This is a genomic window from Acinetobacter sp. GW821-FHT09D10 (genome assembly GCF_059416285.1).
On record NZ_JBWKOW010000009.1, the window covers coordinates 81,760 to 100,515 of the forward strand.

Consider the following 18,756-nt stretch of genomic DNA (forward strand, 5'->3'; position numbering starts at 1 on the left):
TTACATACTAGCTAAAATATTAACAATATTTTGTGAGGCCTTTCCGCCACCATACAAATTAAATGGGTCTTCAATATTCTTATGAAGCATTGATTGTGTAAACTCAATAATTCTTTGAGTGTCAGCCCCTGCCAAAACATTTACACCATTTTCAATAAGTTCAACCCATTCAGTTTGATCTCGCATAGTAATACATGGCTTTTTAAAAAAGAAAGCTTCTTTCTGTACACCGCCACTATCAGAGACCACAGCACTACAATGTTTGAGTAACCAGATCATTTCTAAATATCCTACTGGCTCAAGTACAATCATCTCAAGCTTCAACCCAAGAGATTTCACCACTTTTTGTGTACGTGGATGGAGCGGTAATACAACAGGCTGGATATGATGGTGAATATAATTTAAAGCTTCAATAATCGCTTTTAAACGCTCTGGTACATCCGTATTTTCAGCCCTATGTAAGGTAGCTACAATAAAACCAGTTTCAGGAATATTAGCTAATACTTCACTTTTTACTGCACGCTCAGCAAAGAACATAGATGAGTCTTGCATAACATCACCTACATTTAAAACTTTTACTGGTTTAGTATTAAAGCCCTCATTATTGAGATTTTTCACTGCTGTTTCAGTAGGACAAAATAAAATGTCACTTACCTGATCAGTTAAAATACGGTTAATTTCTTCCGGCATTTTCATATTAAAACTACGTAATCCGGCTTCAATATGTGCAACAGGAATATGTAGTTTCGCAGCAGCCAACGCACCTGCCAGAGTTGAGTTAGTATCACCATAAACCATTAAACGATCAGGCTTTTCTTCTAAGCAAATTTTTTCAATCGCTTCAAGCATTCGCCCAGTCATGGCGCCATGACTACTACTGTTAATATCTAATTGATAATCTGGTTTAGGAATTCCTAACTGATTAAAAAAGATATCTGACATATTTTGATCAAAATGCTGCCCCGTATGAATAATTTTTTCCTGTAATCCTGAACTTTTCTGGATTGCAGCTGAAACTACACTTGCTTTAATAAACTGGGGTCGTGCACCAATAACGGTAAGAATTTTCATAAATTAAACTCTGTTCTTAAAATTAACTAACGTTTCTTGATAAACTTTTTGCATATTTTGGGCACATGCTTCCCAAGAAAAATTTTGACGAGAAAAATTTTCTGCATTAATAGCAAATTCATCTCTTAAATTTTGATCTAAAATAAGTTTTACGATCATTTCTGCAGCTTGGTCTGGATTTTCCGTTTCAACAATATATCCTGTCTTACCTGATTGAACGACCTCTGGAAGACCACCAACATTTGAAACTACAACAGGCAATCCCATCGCTTGTGCTTCAAGCACCGCCACACCAAAACTTTCTTGTCGACTTAAGGCCACATAAATATCTAACTTTCCAAGCTCTTCAGGAACATCTTGATGGTCAACTCTGCCAACAAAAGTTGTAAGGTGTTTTATTCCCAAATCACAAGCAAGCTGTTGTAAACTCTGTAGATCTGGGCCGCCACCGACTATACGAAATTTAATTTTCTCAATAAACTCACAATTTTGCTGTTTTAAAAGTTGATAAACTTTTGCTAAAGCATGTATTAAAATATCAATACCATAAACATGTTTTAATGTTTTAACAGTACCAATCGTAATAACATCTTGATCAGTATTTTTTATTTTATTTTTATTAAATTTAGAAAAATCTACACCGAAAGGAGTAATCGGAATATTCCGGTTTTGAATCAAAAACTGTTGCGTTTGATTACTCATAGCTATACTTGTTGAAGCGATCGTATCTGCAACTGCTAAATTTCTTTTTAACAAATATCTATGTAAAGGTGACCGAAAGGGAAATTCAAAGACATCACTCCCCCATACAGACAATACATATGGGTGAAAGTTAGTTAACCGCGCAGTTGTTCCATATCCACTAGCATAATGTACATTTACGATATCTGGGTTAATTAATTTTACTAATTTCTTCAGAGCAAAACTATTTAGGAAATATCCAAGGAACCCTTTAAACGGCAAAATATGCACAGGAATATGCTGGGGAAAATCTTGACTAGCAGGATGTTGTGAAACGACATGTACATCAATTCCTAAATTAGCTAAATATTTCGCCCATTGAATAGTATGAATACTATTTGCACTTGAAAGAATAACTAATTTCATACTCTACCTTCAATTATTTAAATCGTGTATAACTTGTTCAGCTCGACTTATCCAACTCTCATTTCCCTTTATCTCAATTACCTTTTCAGTACTATCTATAATACTAGAAGGATTTAAATTCGATAGTAAATCTACGAATGCTTGAACATTATAATCAATTACCCATCCTATATTTTTCTCCTCAACAAAATCACCAGTCCACGTATTTTTACAACAAATTATTGGTTTATTTCTTCCAATATATTCAAATAACTTAAATGGAACTGCAAAATCCCAGTAATCTTTTGGTTCAACAAAAAGTAATGCTATATGTGATGTTCTATATAACTCATCAAGCCCTTTTCCACTTTCATGTACTATTCTAATATTTTTTGGAATAACAGTATATTTATCCTTGTTTTTTTCCCAGTCAGCTTCTCGAGTACATACCGTTAAATTAATATTAGGAATTAAAATCATAGCTTCGAATAATTTATTTAATTTATAATTCTCTCCAATTCCACCCACATACAATAAATTTATAATATTACTTACAGGAGTAAGATCCCCATAATTACTTAAATCATGCGCAGGTGGAAGAGCTTTAAATTTTATTGTATCAATATAATCAATATATTTACCCATTTGCATTGAAGGTAAATAAAAAACATCCACCAACTTATTATATTGTTTTAAATCAAAATAATAAAAAAATAAAGCGAGTTGCTTTTTATACCAAGAAAGACCTATACCATAATGATCAAATTTCCAATGTATATCACGATAGAACAACCCAATTCTAATATTATTTTTCTTTAAAAAATTAAAAAAATTAAAATCTAAAAATGGATTTAATGGTAAATGATGAGGATCTGTTAAAGCAGTGGGCATGGTAGAGCTTTCTGAATACACAAAACTATAGCTATAACCATTTTGTATTTTTTCTTTTATTTTCTTTATTGCTATACGTCTCTCATCTGAATAGCCTACAACCAAATCAATATTATATCCTAGAGATCTAAAAGCATTGAGCATTTTAATTGGTCTAATACCACTAGCGGATTTTGCTTTATTATCCAAAGGAAAAGGACAATGGAATATTATATTCTTCATTTACTTTACGACTCGTAGTTTAACAAACCAAACTATTAAAAAAATTAAAAAAATGGATAAAAATAAAGCAGGATTATATAAAAAATCATTAAAACCGCCAGTAATAGGAAGCTTATATGTCAAATAAGCATATACCCCCAAAATGACAGGATTCTTATTTGAATAAATAATTGTGCTATAGATTAGCTGAACTAAGATACCCACCCATATAACTGAAAATACAACTCCTAATAACCCAAAATTTGCCCAAGCTTCAGCTACAAAAAGTGTATTTACTACTCCTGCAGTTCCATCAGCTATACCTTGTGAATTTATACTAAGCATAATTTCTCTAGCCATACGCTCTCTTGACTCACCGAACAAATCTGTAAGTGATGAAAATCCAATATGATCATATACGACAGGATACAAATCGAAAGCTAAATATGTTCCAAATGCTTGTGAAATAGTTAATCGACCAATAAGACCAGAATTATAAGAGTTAAATAAAGAGAATACAGTATCTGTATAACCAGCTAAAATATAAAAACCAACCAACAAACCTATAATTAACAAAACATATTTAAATAATTTTTTATAATCTATATTATCACCCAATGCTACTTTTATAAAAAAGAAACCTAAAAGATAAAATGCTAATGGAGATTTAGCATAATCAAAAGTCACAATTGCAACACTAGCTAATAATAAAGCCACAAAAAATATAAGATCAATTTTCTCTTTATACAAACGATAATAACAATAAAATATATAAGACAGTATAGGAGTCAAAGCCAATCCAAATATATTTTTTATATAAACAACCCCCCCAAACTCTCTAGTTACATTCTGCCTTAAGCCACTAATACTATCTCCTGTTATATAACCTTGAAAAGGAAACATCCCAACACTCAAAAATGAGTAAAGAACTGAAAATATAGATATTAAACTTAATAGATAAAATACTTTTCGTAAAGCAACATCACGATGGGTCAAACATGATTGCAAATCTTTTTTTATAAATAAATGCCAAGCCCCCTTATTACTGACCCTTCTTTTAAAGAAAATTAGAGTAACCCACATAGATAATGGCAGTGCAACCATACAATATTGAACAGCAAGCCATCCTTGTACTCTAGACTCTTCAAAATATATTTTTTGTACGCCGTAGTGACCGTCGACATTGTAAACAACTAATATTGATGCAATAAATGATTGAATAACAAGAGAATACCAAAAAACCCATGAGATCATATTCATTTTCTTAGGGCTTAGTGACCCCGATGCTCGGTAGAAAAAATAAGCAGAAAAAACTAGGCATATTAAAGAAAAAAGCAAATACATTATCCCTACTTCTCCTCTTTATGTTTTAAACAAGCCAGAATAACAATCATATAAATAGTGTAAAATAGAAACCCGGATAAAACATAATATACAAGAATACCTTTATTAAAATATGAAGCCACCATCAGCAGCAATATTACACGAACAAAAAAACCGAATATTTGTAAAAATAAGGCTATTTTTTGCTTCCCAACTATATGTAAAGACATCGATACCGGCGATGATAATATTTGCATAAAATACCAAGGGACCATGGCGGAAATATAATATCCAACACTAGCCCACTCTTTTCCAAATATATAACCAAATATATAAGGGCTAATTATTAACAATATTAAAAATGGCAGAATCACTAATTTTAATATTTTTTTTAGAATACTTATCGTGTATTCAAATAACTCACCCTTCTGATAGTAGGTAGGAGCATGTGATAAATACACTTGGGACATTGCGGAACCTATAAGTCCCATAGGAATACCTAAGACCTTCATAGCAAGCATTAAATAGCCTACTTCTGGTCCCACTAAAAAACTTGCAATAAGAATTAAAGGGAGTTGGATAGCACTTGTGTTGGCTAAAGCCTCAAATGTCGAATATTTAGGAAAATCTTGATATTTATGTAATACTACTTTTAATTCAGTATTCTTTTTAACTTGCATAACATCTTTATAAGTGCCATAGCCTAGCTTTAGTAACCCTCCACTAAAACTAAATAGTTGGCCTAAAATGAGCCCCCAAAACCCACCAGTAAAAAAACCAACGGACAAACTTGCCCCATTATTACAAATAGCTTGTGTCATTCTAGTTTGAGCAATATCTTTAAATCGTTTTCTACGTGTAGACCAATATTGTAATGCCGAATATAACCCCGATAAAAAGACACCTAAAGGAACAAACCATATCCATATAGATAATTTTTTAATAATATAAAAATTCTGTAGAATAGGATTAAGAAAGAATAGTATTAAATATAAAATTAAAACTATAAAAAAGTTAGTTAATAACGAAAGAATAAGTAAAGATTTAGCTTCTTCATCTTTTTCAGGTATAGGTATAGCGATTTCTAGACGCAAGCAAGCAATAACAGACAAAATTGAAACAATCGCAATATATATTCCCAGTACAGCATAATCATCAGGGCTATATAATCGAGTCAGGATAGGTAAACAGATTAAACCTATAAGTTGAGCAAAAGCTGTACCTCCTACTAGAACAGATACAGCTTTTAAAAAGCCTCCTTGAGCATTGAGCTTATTGTTAATCTTTACAAGAAGGCTTTTCACAGTTTAATCAACCTACTAAAGCTTGAACAATTTTCTCTTGCGCTTCAATACTTAAGTAAGGATGCATAGGCAAGCTCATTACTCTTTCAGCAATCGCATCACCTACAGGCAACATTACACTTGTATCAGCTACAGCAGGTTGTTTATTCAGAGGAATTGGGTAGTGCACAGCAGTTGGAATACCCTGTGCTTTTAGTTTTTCTTGTACTTCTGCACGGTTATCAACCTGAATAGTATATTGTGCCCATGCACTCGTATTATGCGATTCAAGATATGGTGTTGTATGGATGCTTGCTTGATTAAATAACTGATTATAAACTTCAGCTACTTTTTGACGTGCATGCATTTCATCATCCAAAATTTCTAATTTTGGTAATAAAATAGCTGCTTGCAAGGTATCTAAACGGCTATTTACACCCACCCGAATATGATGATAACGTTTATCTTGACCATGACGTGCAATCTGGCGAATTACTTTAGCCAACTCGTCATCACTGGTAAAAATAGCTCCACCATCGCCATAACAACCTAATGGCTTACTTGGGAAAAAGCTCGTACAAGCAACCGTACTTAGGTTACAGCTTTTACGGCCCTTATAGGTTGCACCAAAACTCTGTGCAGCATCCTCAATCACAGGAATACCATACTTTGATGCAATCGCATTGATTGCATCAAAGTCAGCACATTGACCATATAAACTTACAGGAATAATGGCTTTGGTCCGAGGGGTAATTGCTGCTTCTAATTTTTCAATGTCTAAATTATAAGTCTTCGGATTTACATCAACATAGACAGGCTTTGCGCCTAATAATGCCACTGTTTCAGCCGTTGCAATATAAGTAAAGCCTGGCGTGATCACTTCATCACCTGGTCCGATACCGAATGCCATTTGTGCAATTTGCAACGCATCTGTCCCATTGGCACAAGTAATGCAGTGTTTAGCACCTACATAGGCAGCAAGTTTTTCTTCCAACTCAATTACTTCTGGGCCTAAAATGTACTGACCATGTGTCAATACATTTTGAATACCAGCATCAATTTTATCTTTAATTCGATTTTGCTGTGCTTTTAAATCAATAAAGTCAATCATATTAACCCTGCTTTGTCAGTGTCGTTCCATCAAGTTTATAAACTGCTCCTGTATGTGAACAGATTACTTGAGCTTGTCCTTGCAAAGGAAGGTCAAGCTGCTCACCAAATTCACTCATCCAGCCAATTTGTTTAGCGGGCACCCCAACCATTAGCGCATAAGCTGGTACATCTTTATTTACTACAGCACCAGCCCCCACAAAAGCATAAGCCCCAATGGTAACACCACAAACAATAGTACAGTTTGCCCCAAGCGTAGCGCCCTTTTTCACCAGAGTGTCACGATATTGATCTTTACGTTCAATTAAAGAACGAGGGTTGTAGACGTTAGTAAACACCATGCTTGGGCCACAAAATACACCCTCTTCCAAAAATACATTATCGTAAACCGATACATTATTTTGGACTTTACAATGGTCACCAATTACAACGCGGTTACCAACAAAGACGTTTTGACCTAAAGACACGCCTTTACCGATTTTGGCACCACTACAGACATGAACGAAGTGCCAAACACGTGAGTCTTCACCAATTTGTGCGCCATCATCGACTATGGCAGTTTCATGTTGATAAAAGCTCATGCTTTTTTCACCTTTGCCAATAATGGATGTGGTTTTTCTGGGTTTTCAACAATTGGAGAAACACGGATCACTTCAACTGTTTCAATTGCTGCACGGTTCTCTTCAACACCATAACCTTTACCTTCTAATACACGTTGATAGCTTTGTGTATGTAAATCGGTAAAGCCACCTGAAAACTCAAGCTCTTCATTTTCAATGGTAATACTACGATAAGTCAGCTTTTCACCTTGTACCGCATTTTCTGGCAAGTTATTCGCGTCAATTGACAAGAACCAACGTACGCGCGCACGTTCGTATTCTAAATAGCCCGAAGCAGTTTTCTCATCACGAAAATGCACTTCATTTTTAACGATTTTGCCAAAAATAAAATGCAACATGTCGTAAAAATGCACACCGATATTGGTTGCTACACCACCTGATTTATTGTCCACCCCTTTCCATGATTTTAAATACCATTTACCACGAGAAGTTAAATAAGTAAGGTCAACGTCAAATACTTTATCAGCCGGCGCAGCTTGAACCTTGTCACGCAGTGCGATAATAGATGGGTGCAAACGTAATTGTAAAATTGAGTTTACCTTACCGCCATATTGCTTTTCATATTCAGATAACATATTTAAGTCTTCTGAATTCAGCACTAACGGTTTTTCACAAATGACCTCAATGCCATTTTTCAAAGCATATTTCATATGAGGTGCGTGTAGATAGTTTGGTGAGCAGATCGCTACATAATCCAACTTTTCACCTTTTAGCTTTTGGTCTTCTACATAGGCTTCAAATTCTTCAAACTCAGTAAAAAATTCAGCTTCAGGGAAATGACTATCCATAATTCCCACAGAGTCATTTACATCCATGGCAACAGCTAAAGTATTACCTGTTTCTTTAATAGCTTTTAAATGACGTGGTGCGATATATCCAGCTGCACCAATAAGAGCAAACTTTTTCATAATCAAAACTTCAATTTAATAATAAGATAAAATTAGAGACGGAATACAGTAAAGCCAGCATCCGACATTTCAGTGCGATCAAAAAGGCTCTTAACATCAGCTAACACAGGCTTTTCACCCTTCATATAACTGCGTAATTCGCTTGCTGAAAGTGAACGGAATTCATTGTGACCTACCGCAATAATGACGCTATCTACAGGGTTTTGAACATCAACTTTCCCAAGCTCAATACCATATTCATGTCTAACTTCATCTGCATCTGCCCATGGGTCTGCCACTACAACTTGTGCTCCCCAGAACTCTAGCTCTTTAATAAGATCAGCTACTTTACTATTACGAATATCGGGACAGTTTTCTTTAAAAGTTACTCCGAGTACACCAACTTTTGCACGAGGTACATCAATACCATTTTGAAGCATAAGCTTAATCGTGTTACGAGCAACATAACGGGCCATATTGTCGTTGATACGACGACCAGCAAGAATTACTTGTGGATGGTAGCCAACTTCTTCTGCTTTATGAGTCAAATAATATGGATCAACACCAATACAGTGCCCACCGACCAGACCTGGACGGAACGGTAAGAAGTTCCATTTACTACCAGCTGCTTCTAAAACATCTAGAGTGTCGATACCAATACGATCAAAAATTACAGAAAGCTCATTTACTAAAGCAATATTTAAATCACGTTGCGTGTTTTCAATCACTTTGGCAGCTTCCGCAACTTTAATACTAGTTGCTTTGTGAGTACCAGCAGTAATAATGCTTGCGTAGACGGCATCTACAGTATCTGCCACTTCAGGGGTACTACCACTCGTAATCTTTTTAATTTTAGTTAGCGTATTAACTTTATCGCCTGGATTAATGCGTTCAGGACTATAACCAGCAAAGAAGTCTTGGTTAAATTTTAGCCCAGAGACTTTTTCTAAGATAGGAATACAAACTTCTTCAGTCGCACCTGGGTATACCGTAGATTCATATACAACAATATCGCCTTTCTTTAAGGCTTGACCTACAGTCTCACTCGCTTTCCTTAAAGGGGTTAAATCTGGTCGGTTAACCTGATCAACAGGTGTTGGAACAGTTACAATAAAAAAATTACTTTGTTCTAAGTCATCTAAAGTTGCACTAAAACTCAAGTGTTGTGATTGTTGCAGCTCTTCAGGTGTAACTTCTAGAGTATGGTCTTGGCCACTTTTCAATTCATCAATACGTTTTTGATTAATATCAAATCCAATTACCGGCCCTTTTTTCCCAAACTCAACCGCCAATGGCAAGCCTACATAACCTAAACCTATAATCGCTATTCTTAAATCGGCAAGTTGCATAAAAGTTAGCCTTATTCCTTACAAATTGTATATATTAAATAATGATACATGTTGACCGAATATCGTCGTGCGTAACTATATCAGTTTTTTTTTATTAACCGTAATTCAATTGTATAAAAGTGTTTACAGTTCTTAAGTTGTGTTAAGACAACCTAACTAGTCTATTCACCAGACCTATAATTGAATAATAAAAGTTAATTCTTTATGCTAAAGTGGATTGATATAAATTAAACATACAAAGCTCTACGTTTTTTTCCATGTTTTTTATTTTTTTTTCAGCTAGAATCGGACCATCTCTGTCCAACATAAGCATTTAATGCTATACGATTAACGATACAGACAGTATCAATTAAAGATAAATACACAAAGGGTTGCTTGTGAAGTATTGTCAGTTTTTTTCTGTTCTTGCCTTAAGTTTAAGTGCTGCCAGTTGTGCAGTTACATCTGGTTTACAAACTTACGATATTCCAAATGAAGGTGTTTATAGAACCGACCTTGGAACTACGGTTAACGTTGTAAAAATCTCGCAAGAATCATTGCCTGCGATACAACCAGCTCAAGTTGACTATCAACGTGACTATGCAACTTTATTTAAAAATCAACAACCGGTTTACCGCTTAAGCCCAGGCGATGTACTATCAATTCAGCTTTGGGCTTACCCTGAAATTACTCCTCCTGTAAACAACGTTAATAATGAACAATCTGTACAAGCAAGTGGCTACCCCATTGACCAAAGTGGTTATATTCAGTTTCCACTTGTAGGTCGCTATAAAGCTACCGGTAAAACTCTGGCTCAGGTTAATCGTGAGTTACGTGGTCAATTATCTCGCTTCTTAAAAAACCCTGATGTTACTGTACGAGTATTATCCTATGAAGGTCAGCGCTTTTCCGTCCAAGGCAGTGTCATAAAAGGTGGTCAATTTTATTTAAGTGACCAACCTGTGAGTATATACACAGCATTAGGACTTGCTGGCGGCGTAAGTGAGAAAGGTGACAACACTTACATTCAACTTATTCGTAATGGCCGTACCTATAATTTAAATACGATTGAACTAGAAAAAACGGGGTATTCACTACATAAGTTATTGGTTCAACCTAATGATACGATTTATGTCAGCACTCGTGAAAACCAGAAAATTTATGTGATGGGTGAATCTGGTAAAAACCAAGCTTTAGCAATGCGTGATCAGGGCATGACCTTAACTGATGCTTTAGGTGAAAGTTTAGGGATTAATCCAAACTCGGCAAGTGCAAGCCGTATTTATGTGGTGCGTACTAACCCAAATGACCATGCAACAGAAATTTATCATTTAAATTTAATGAGCATTGGTGACTTTGGTTTAGCCAATCAGTTTAAGCTACGCAGTAATGATATTGTATATGTGGATGCGACTGGCTTAACTCGCTGGCAACGTGTGATTAACCAAATTATTCCATTCTCAAATGCGTTATATAACATAGACCGTTTGGGACAATAATTTATGCAAATTAAAAATATTTTGGTGGTCTGTATTGGGAATATCTGCCGTAGTCCTATGGCAGAATATTTCTTAAAGCAGAAATACCCCCATTTACATATTGAGTCTGCTGGCATTTCAGGACTAGTGGGACATCAGGCAGACAATAAAGCGCAACTTTGTATGCAACACCTAGGCATCGACATACAGCCACATGTTGCTAGAAAACTTAGTGCTGAACATATCAAAAAAGCAGACCTTGTTTTGGTCATGAGTCACAACCAGCAAAAGCATATTGAACAGACTTGGCCATTTGCAAAAGGTAAAACTTATCGTTTGGGGCACTGGCAAAATAGAAATGTGCCTGACCCTTATCAGCACGACCAAACGGTGTTTGATGAAACCTGCCAACTAATTCAACAGTGCATTGCTGACTGGAAACCCTATATTTAACGCCAAGATTTTAAGCTTATGAACCAAAATACCAACACCGAAGATACAATCGATTTAAAAGAATTGTTTTTTTCACTCATAGCTCAGTGGAAGCTTATCGCTCTATGCGTTATTTTAAGCCTTGTATGTGCTCTACTGTACTTACGTGTTACCCCAAATACTTACTCTGTTGATGCACTAGTTCAAGTAGAAGACAGCAAGGGTGCGTCTGCTGCCCTATTAGGCGATTTGTCTAATATGATTGAGCAAAAATCCCCTGCTCAAGCTGAAATCGAAATTTTAAAATCTCGTTTAGTTTTAGGTTCCGTCATTAAAGACTTGCAACTAAATATACAAGTTTCCAGTACAGAGAATACTTTTAGCCATCGTTTGTTGAGCGATAGTGACTATAAAACTGAATATAATAAAAAATCAGTTATCTTTAAGGATGGTCTCAAAACTTTTGAGATTCGTGCATTAGAAGTTCCAGCTTATTACCTAGATAAAACCTTGCATCTTAACTTTGACAAACAATCATTACGTTTAACTGATCCTGATACAGAAAAAACTCTTTTAACCGTGCCACTTAATCAGTTAAATCAAGTTACAGGTCCATATGGAACTTGGAAAATTGCTATTTTTACTAAAGATCAGCTTAATACAACTTATAATATTAAAAACTTATCTATTCCTGCAGCTGTAAATGCCATTAGTGCGAATTACTCTGTTGCCGAGCGAGGAAAGCTCACAGGAGTCTTAGGCCTAAATTACCAAGGTCAAGACAAAGAGCATATCACTAAAGTTTTAAATGCGATTTTGGCGACCTATAGCGCACAAAATATTGAACGTCGCTCCGCTGAGTCTGCTCAAACCTTAAAGTTTTTGGATGAACAACTTCCAGACCTAAAAAAACAACTTGATGATGCAGAACGCCAATTTAACAAATTCCGTCAACAATACAACACAGTCGATGTGACTAAAGAATCCGAGTTGTACTTAACTCAAAGTATCACTTTAGAAACTAAAAAAGCTGAGCTTGAACAAAAACAAGCTGAAATGGCAGCTAAGTACACTGCTGAGCACCCAGCAATGCGTGAAATTAATGGACAACTTGCTGCCATTAATAAGCAAATTGGTGAACTCAATAGTACTTTAAAACAATTGCCAGATGTACAACGTCAATATTTACAGTTGTACCGCGAAGTTGAAGTTAAAACTCAGCTCTACACAGCTCTTTTGAACTCTTACCAACAGCTTCGTATTGCCAAAGCAGGTGAGATTGGGAACGTACGCATTGTAGATACGGCCGTTGAACCTATTGAACCGATTAAACCTAAAAAACTTCAGATTTTGATTTTATCTATTTTCTTAGGTGGTTTTATTGGCACTTTAATTGCTCTATTACGTAATATGTTACGCACAGGTATTAAAGATTCGGGTCAAATTGAAAATGAGTTGGATTTACCAGTCTATGCAACTGTACCACGCTCTCCAATTCAAGAAAGCCGCATCAAAATTTTAAAGAAGAAGAAGAGTATTCCTATTCTTGCTGTTAAAAATAGTGATGATATTGCTATTGAGAGCTTACGTAGTATCCGTACTGCGATTCATTTTGCATTGGCGAGTGCGAAAAATAATATCATTATGATTGCTGGCCCATCACCAGAAGTCGGTAAATCCTTTATTTCGACGAATCTTGCAACAATTTTTGCGCAAGGTGATAAACGTGTATTACTGATTGATGCCGATATGCGTCGTGGTTATATGCACAAATATTTTGATGTTGATGTGAAACCAGGTCTTTCTGAATTATTGAGTGGGCAAGCTAATCTTCAACAGACACTTCACAAAACTCAAGTTGCTAACCTTGATGTGATTACTCGTGGTAAGAGCCCAACAAATCCTTCAGAAATTTTAAGCTCAAACCAATTTAAAGAATTACTTGAACAGCTACAAAGTCAATATGACCACATTATTATTGATACTCCACCTGTGCTTGCAGTAACCGATGGTATTATTATTTCGCAATATACTGGTGTGAACTTAATTGTTGCCCGTTATGCTAAATCACAAATGAAAGAGCTTGAGTTAACTCTTAATCGCTTTGAACAAGCAGGTGTTAAAGTCAACGGCTTTATTCTTAACGACATTCAACGTGCTAGTGCAGGCTATGGTTATGGTTATAACTACGCCTATGCTTATAAAGCGCAAAAAGAAGATTAATTGTAGAGTGATAAGAGAACCGGATCAAATGATCCGGTTTTTTTATTTAAGATTTTTTTAAGTATATCCCTACTAAAACTAACTAAAATATATAAAAAACCACTCGTTTTTTTTCTTAAACATTCTATGCTTAAGCATGCTAAGATCAAAAGCAGCCTTTTTAGACTCAAATGATTATTTTTGGAACCTTTTATGAGTAAAGCCTTACCCATTGCTGTCGCTGTAGTTTTAGGCGGTGCTGCACTTGTACCAGTATATTATGCAAGCCAACATCCGACCACAGAAGTCGGAAGCAAGGCAAATAAGAATGCCACCCCAATTGAAAAAATTAGTTATGTTCTTGGATATGAAGTTGCTCAGCAAACTCCACCTGAACTAGATACAAAATCATTTGTGAAAGGGATTCATGATGCTCGCAGCAAGCAGCCAAGTGCTTATACTCAAGAAGAGTTAAAAACTGCTGTAACCGCTTATGAAAAAGAATTACAGCAAAAAATGCAGCAACAAAATAAACCAGAACAAGCTGCTGGTGCTGCTCCTGAGTCTGCCGATGCTCAATTCCTTGCAGAAAATAAAACAAAAGCTGGCGTAAAAACTACGGCGTCTAGCTTGCAATATATCATTACTAAAGAAGGCACAGGTAAACAACCCACTGCGCAATCTATAGTTAAAGTACATTACGAAGGCCGTTTAATTAATGGTCAAGTTTTTGATAGCTCTTATAAACGCGGTGAGCCAGTTGAGTTTCCACTCAATCAGGTTATTCCAGGCTGGACTGAAGGACTTCAATTGATGAAAGAAGGCGGTAAAGCGACTTTCTTTATTCCATCAAATCTTGCCTATGGCCCTCAGGAAGTTCCTGGCATTCCAGCAAACAGTACACTGATTTTTGATGTAGAACTCATTTCAGTGAAATAAAAACATTCAGGAGAGTAGAACACTACTCTCCTTTTTTTGGAAAACGGCATGAAAAAAATTGGTCTAATTATTGCAACATCAACAATGAGTTTATCTGTTCTTGCTGCAACTCCTATAACGAATAAAAGCCCAGCAAAAGAACAATTTAGCTATAGTTATGGCTATTTGATGGGTCGTAATAATACTGATGCATTAACAGATCTAAATCTTGATACTTTTTACCAAGGTCTTCAAGAAGGCGCACAAAGTAAAACAGCACGCCTAACTGATGAAGAAATGGCAAAAGCGATTAATGACTATAAGAAAACCTTAGAAGCCAAACAACTCGTCGAATTTCAAAAAACAGGTCAACAGAATGCCCAAGCAGGTACAGCATTTCTTGCTGACAATGCAAAAAAATCAGGTGTAATCACGACTAAATCTGGTCTTCAATACCAAGTATTAAAAGAAGGTAATGGTCAAAAGCCGAAAGCCACATCTCGTGTTAAAGTAAATTATGAAGGTCGTTTACTCGACGGGACCGTATTTGATAGTTCTATTGCCCGTAATCAGCCAGTTGAGTTTCAGCTCAGTCAAGTCATTGCAGGCTGGACTGAAGGTCTACAAACTATGAAAGAAGGCGGTAAAACTCGCTTCTTTATTCCGGCTAATCTTGCTTATGGTGAGGTCGGTGCTGGCGACAGTATTGGTCCAAATAGTACTTTAATTTTTGATATTGAATTAATAAAAATCTTATAACAATTTAATTCTTATATAACAAAAAACTTTTATAAAGTTTTTTGTTATATAAACTCAATAAATTTTCCTCTAATTTTATTGGCTCAATTTTTCTTTAGTTTTATATTAGAATTATTCAACCAATAAGAAATCATTTCCTTACCCTCGCCATATAGCTGTATATTACCTTCAGTATTCACTATTGGTGCACCAAAATAAATAAAAGCTTTTAAAGGATTATTTGATTCATTCTTAATAACCATATTACCAAAATCAACATTTTCTACTGAGAAAGGAAAAGAGTTATTAAATTTGTAAGAATTTCTAATCTCTTCTTTATATCCCCCTTTTTTTACTTCTACATTATCAAACTTATTAAGATTTTTATATTTATTAAACATATAATTAGCTTCTTTGGGGATTTTTATAAGAATTCCATAATTAGCATTACCGACAACAATAATATTTCCTTGTTTAAAATTAGAATTTTTTAAAATAGGAAAAGGCCTATAATCATAAAATTTCTTATAATTTTTTTCATCTTCAAAAGAAATATAATCCCCTTTATTTGAGAACAATGATTCTTTTTTTAATAGTTTTCCTGTATTACTATTTCCCACATAATAATTCATAGTAGTACCTACTATTGGACTTTCAGCACTTATAAAGTAATTTTCAATATTAAGTTTTTCGATACGAGAAATTGACAACCCCACTCCTTTATTATTTATTATTTTAAGCTTCTTTATATCTATATCTCTAGATAAATCAAACTCGACAGAGGATTTCAAGTTGAGTGTTCCGTTATTCACTATTAAATTATTAAATTTATTACTAATACTACCATACCCTATATTAACACCTCTATAATTAGGCCTCCCATCTCCCGTAGTAACTAGGTTAGATATATAACTATTAATACTATGTTTAAATTCTGCTGAAACTAACTCTGCATTACCAAAATTTAAATCTCCTGCCTTCAAACCATAAGACCAATAATATAGCATTCCAAATATAACTTTAGGATTACTTTCAATTTTCAAAAAAGGTAATCTTAAATTTTTACAATAATGAAATCTAACTGCATTACCGAAATCAAAATATTTTTCCCATTTTACTATAGCATTAAGACTACTATCATTAACTCTATAGTATTCTATACCTGACCCCACACCCTTTCCATTTTTATTACTCAATAAAAAAGTAATATTACTTACATTAATATTAGAGTATCTAGGATAATTTAAAGTTGAAGGACTAAAATTATTTTCACTCCAACTATTAAATGTTCCATTATATACTGGAAGATTATCTGGTCTATAATCGGATTCAGGCCCCCTTTTACCAACTCTAAAAAAAACACCATTTTTATTAGCATATAGTTTTATTTTTACTCCTTGCAAGGTTTCCCCCTGAATAGTAATATTATTTTTTTCTATTTGTACTCCTGATGCTTCATAATTACCATTTTTTATTTTAATCACACTGTTTTCTGGAGCATTATTTAAAATATCTGTTATGTTTTTTATAGAGTTATCTATTTCTATAGTATTGCCTTTTGCACTACCGCAATACAACAAGATAATACCCACTATAACTTTTAATTTAATAGTTTTCATTATTATTCTCCATTTTTTAATGTTTTAAGTCTCTAGGACGAAAACCTGTAACGACGAGAGCAACCAGATAAGTGACTACGCCGACTACACACAATCCAACCACTTCGGCAACACGTAACCACTGTGAAAGTTCACCGTTGTACCAATTTAACGCAAACCAAAGTGCTGCAATCATGGCAAGGTTCGCCAAACCATATTGAAGTCCTAATTTCTTCCAATGTGAACCAAATCGGAAAATATTACGTTTATGTAAATAGAAGTAGAGTAAACCCGCATTCACTAAAGCCGAGCCTGAAGATGCCAATGCAAGTGCCATATGCTCTGCATGCCAATCAATCAGCTTAAAGAAACCAATAAATATAACGTTTAAAATAGCATTCGCTGCGACCGACATTAAACCGACACGTACAGGGGTTTTAGTATCTTGCTGTGCATAAAAACCAGGTGCAAAGACTTTAATCAGCATAAACGAAATCACGCCTGCACTCATACATTGCAGTGCTAGAGCTGTCATTTGTGTATCACGTAGGTCAAACTCGCCACGCTGGAATAATGCCTGAATAATCGGTGTAGAAAGCATAAATAAGGCAATACTTGCCGGTAAGCCAACTAATACAATAATTTTTGCAGCCCAATCGATCATACCGCGGAACTTTGCTTGATCTTGTTCTGCATGACGGGCAGAAAGTGAAGGTAAAATCACTGTACCAATCGCAACACCAATTAAACCTAACGGCAATTCAGTCATACGCTCTGCACTGTAGAGCCAAGATACTGAACCATCTTGCATGAAAGAGGCCCAAATCGTATTTAATAACAGGTTAATCTGGGTAACAGATACCCCAAATAATGCTGGAAGCATTAATTTTAAAATACGCTCTACACCTTCATGTTTAAAATCAACTTTAGGTGGAATCAGCAGATTTTTACGCCATAATTCTGGAATCTGCAAAGCTAACTGCAACACCCCTGCTACCACCACGGACCAACCTAATGCTTTGATCGGTTCAGCCATATACGGCGTAAGCCACCATGCACCTGCAATCATCGCGACATTCAGCAAAACTGGTGAAAAAGCTGGTGAAGCAAACGAACCATAACTATTTAAAATACTGCTGGCAAAAGCAGTCAGCGACATAAACAATAAATAAGGGATAGTCAGCCGGAACATACTGACGGCTAAATCGAACTTTTCAGGATCGCTATGGAAGCCGGGTGCGTACATATAAATGATAGCAGGCGCTAAGACCATAGCCACAAAAGTAAGTAAGGTCATGACTGTTAACAAGCAGCCAAATACCCGACTAATCAAGATCTGCACTTCAGCGTGTGCTCGGCCTGTTTTATATTCAGTTAATACTGGAATAAAGGCCTGAGAAAAGGCGCCTTCGGCAAATAATCGTCGAAAGAAATTGGGAATACGAAAAGCGACGACGAAGGTATCGAAATCTTTACCCGCACCAAACACGTTGAGCAATACGACGTCACGCACTAACCCTAACACTCGTGACAACATCGTCATTGCACTGACAATAAAAGTCGATCGCCATAATGCCATCGTACTCACCT

Annotated in this window: 16 protein-coding genes; 5 read left to right on the forward strand and 11 right to left on the reverse strand. The window is 35.4% G+C overall.

Translation table 11 applies throughout. The features are described 5' to 3' along the window. The 9 genes from wecB to tviB all read right to left on the reverse strand — a co-directional run bounded on the left by wecB (window position 1) and on the right by tviB (window position 9,821). Window positions 1-1,071 (reverse strand): non-hydrolyzing UDP-N-acetylglucosamine 2-epimerase, encoded by a 1,071-nt coding sequence (gene wecB, locus AC07M3_RS17045; RefSeq protein WP_307013111.1) that lies wholly within the window; start codon window positions 1,069-1,071, stop codon window positions 1-3. A gap of 3 nt (window positions 1,072-1,074) precedes the next feature. Continuing rightward, on the reverse strand, window positions 1,075-2,178 hold the full coding sequence (locus AC07M3_RS17050) for a glycosyltransferase (protein WP_307013109.1): 1,104 nt from the start codon (window positions 2,176-2,178) through the stop codon (window positions 1,075-1,077). A gap of 9 nt (window positions 2,179-2,187) precedes the next feature. After that, on the reverse strand, window positions 2,188-3,270 hold the full coding sequence (locus AC07M3_RS17055) for a glycosyltransferase family protein (RefSeq protein WP_494567824.1): 1,083 nt from the start codon (window positions 3,268-3,270) through the stop codon (window positions 2,188-2,190). Next, window positions 3,271-4,503, reverse strand: a complete 1,233-nt coding sequence (locus AC07M3_RS17060) for a hypothetical protein (RefSeq protein ID WP_307013105.1) — start codon at window positions 4,501-4,503, stop codon at window positions 3,271-3,273. It abuts the gene before it with no gap. Window positions 4,504-4,598: 95 nt separating this feature from the next. After that, on the reverse strand, window positions 4,599-5,876 hold the full coding sequence (locus AC07M3_RS17065) for a lipopolysaccharide biosynthesis protein (RefSeq protein WP_307013102.1): 1,278 nt from the start codon (window positions 5,874-5,876) through the stop codon (window positions 4,599-4,601). Between the two features lie 7 nt (window positions 5,877-5,883). Next, a complete protein-coding gene (locus AC07M3_RS17070) occupies window positions 5,884-6,966 on the reverse strand; it encodes a DegT/DnrJ/EryC1/StrS family aminotransferase (protein WP_307013100.1) in 1,083 nt (360 codons plus the stop codon). Window position 6,967: 1 nt separating this feature from the next. Beyond that, window positions 6,968-7,546, reverse strand: coding sequence for a UDP-2-acetamido-3-amino-2,3-dideoxy-D-glucuronate N-acetyltransferase (gene wbpD / locus AC07M3_RS17075; protein WP_307013098.1), 579 nt, complete (start codon window positions 7,544-7,546; stop codon window positions 6,968-6,970). Beyond that, window positions 7,543-8,493 (reverse strand): Gfo/Idh/MocA family protein, encoded by a 951-nt coding sequence (locus tag AC07M3_RS17080; RefSeq protein ID WP_307013095.1) that lies wholly within the window; start codon window positions 8,491-8,493, stop codon window positions 7,543-7,545. Before AC07M3_RS17080 ends, wbpD begins: the two co-directional genes overlap by 4 nt. Window positions 8,494-8,525: 32 nt before the next feature. Then, window positions 8,526-9,821: a Vi polysaccharide biosynthesis UDP-N-acetylglucosamine C-6 dehydrogenase TviB gene (gene tviB, locus AC07M3_RS17085; RefSeq protein WP_307013093.1), complete on the reverse strand. Its 1,296-nt coding sequence runs from the start codon at window positions 9,819-9,821 to the stop codon at window positions 8,526-8,528. A gap of 377 nt (window positions 9,822-10,198) precedes the next feature. Here tviB and AC07M3_RS17090 point away from each other — a divergent pair, with 377 nt between their 5' ends. The 5 genes from AC07M3_RS17090 to bamJ (AC07M3_RS17110) all read left to right on the forward strand — a co-directional run bounded on the left by AC07M3_RS17090 (window position 10,199) and on the right by bamJ (AC07M3_RS17110) (window position 15,589). After that, on the forward strand, window positions 10,199-11,299 hold the full coding sequence (locus AC07M3_RS17090) for a polysaccharide biosynthesis/export family protein (protein WP_307013092.1): 1,101 nt from the start codon (window positions 10,199-10,201) through the stop codon (window positions 11,297-11,299). 3 nt (window positions 11,300-11,302) lie between these two features. Further along, window positions 11,303-11,731 carry a low molecular weight protein-tyrosine-phosphatase gene (locus AC07M3_RS17095; protein ID WP_307013090.1) on the forward strand — a complete coding sequence of 143 codons (429 nt, stop codon included), beginning with the start codon at window positions 11,303-11,305 and terminating at the stop codon, window positions 11,729-11,731. Window positions 11,732-11,749: 18 nt separating this feature from the next. After that, the gene (locus AC07M3_RS17100; RefSeq protein ID WP_307013089.1) at window positions 11,750-13,933 is read left to right on the forward strand and encodes a polysaccharide biosynthesis tyrosine autokinase; all 2,184 of its coding nucleotides are present in this window, start codon (window positions 11,750-11,752) and stop codon (window positions 13,931-13,933) included. Window positions 13,934-14,125: 192 nt separating this feature from the next. Beyond that, a complete protein-coding gene (bamJ, locus tag AC07M3_RS17105; RefSeq protein ID WP_307013088.1) occupies window positions 14,126-14,851 on the forward strand; it encodes a BamJ family beta-barrel-assembly machinery protein in 726 nt (241 codons plus the stop codon). A 48-nt stretch (window positions 14,852-14,899) separates the two neighbouring features. Beyond that, on the forward strand, window positions 14,900-15,589 hold the full coding sequence (gene bamJ, locus AC07M3_RS17110; RefSeq protein WP_307013086.1) for a BamJ family beta-barrel-assembly machinery protein: 690 nt from the start codon (window positions 14,900-14,902) through the stop codon (window positions 15,587-15,589). An 83-nt stretch (window positions 15,590-15,672) separates the two neighbouring features. Here the strand turns inward: bamJ (AC07M3_RS17110) and AC07M3_RS17115 are convergent, their stop codons facing one another. After that, complete coding sequence (locus AC07M3_RS17115) at window positions 15,673-17,187, reverse strand: hypothetical protein (protein WP_307013084.1); 1,515 nt, start codon at window positions 17,185-17,187, stop codon at window positions 15,673-15,675. A gap of 16 nt (window positions 17,188-17,203) precedes the next feature. Then, window positions 17,204-18,754, reverse strand: coding sequence for a murein biosynthesis integral membrane protein MurJ (gene murJ, locus AC07M3_RS17120; RefSeq protein ID WP_494567823.1), 1,551 nt, complete (start codon window positions 18,752-18,754; stop codon window positions 17,204-17,206). Window positions 18,755-18,756: the final 2 nt, after the last annotated feature.

What these genes read in the sequence shown, in the direction of transcription:
- wecB (WP_307013111.1), bottom strand. Translation starts at nt 1,071, where the DNA reads ATGAAAATTCTTACCGTTATTGGTGCACGACCCCAGTTTATTAAAGCA.
- AC07M3_RS17050 (WP_307013109.1), bottom strand. Translation starts at nt 2,178, where the DNA reads ATGAAATTAGTTATTCTTTCAAGTGCAAATAGTATTCATACTATTCAA.
- AC07M3_RS17055 (WP_494567824.1), bottom strand. Translation starts at nt 3,270, where the DNA reads ATGAAGAATATAATATTCCATTGTCCTTTTCCTTTGGATAATAAAGCA.
- AC07M3_RS17060 (WP_307013105.1), bottom strand. Translation starts at nt 4,503, where the DNA reads ATGATCTCATGGGTTTTTTGGTATTCTCTTGTTATTCAATCATTTATT.
- AC07M3_RS17070 (WP_307013100.1), bottom strand. Translation starts at nt 6,966, where the DNA reads ATGATTGACTTTATTGATTTAAAAGCACAGCAAAATCGAATTAAAGAT.
- wbpD (WP_307013098.1), bottom strand. Translation starts at nt 7,546, where the DNA reads ATGAGCTTTTATCAACATGAAACTGCCATAGTCGATGATGGCGCACAA.
- AC07M3_RS17080 (WP_307013095.1), bottom strand. Translation starts at nt 8,493, where the DNA reads ATGAAAAAGTTTGCTCTTATTGGTGCAGCTGGATATATCGCACCACGT.
- tviB (WP_307013093.1), bottom strand. Translation starts at nt 9,821, where the DNA reads ATGCAACTTGCCGATTTAAGAATAGCGATTATAGGTTTAGGTTATGTA.
- AC07M3_RS17095 (WP_307013090.1), top strand. Translation starts at nt 11,303, where the DNA reads ATGCAAATTAAAAATATTTTGGTGGTCTGTATTGGGAATATCTGCCGT.
- AC07M3_RS17100 (WP_307013089.1), top strand. Translation starts at nt 11,750, where the DNA reads ATGAACCAAAATACCAACACCGAAGATACAATCGATTTAAAAGAATTG.
- bamJ (WP_307013088.1), top strand. Translation starts at nt 14,126, where the DNA reads ATGAGTAAAGCCTTACCCATTGCTGTCGCTGTAGTTTTAGGCGGTGCT.
- bamJ (WP_307013086.1), top strand. Translation starts at nt 14,900, where the DNA reads ATGAAAAAAATTGGTCTAATTATTGCAACATCAACAATGAGTTTATCT.
- AC07M3_RS17115 (WP_307013084.1), bottom strand. Translation starts at nt 17,187, where the DNA reads ATGAAAACTATTAAATTAAAAGTTATAGTGGGTATTATCTTGTTGTAT.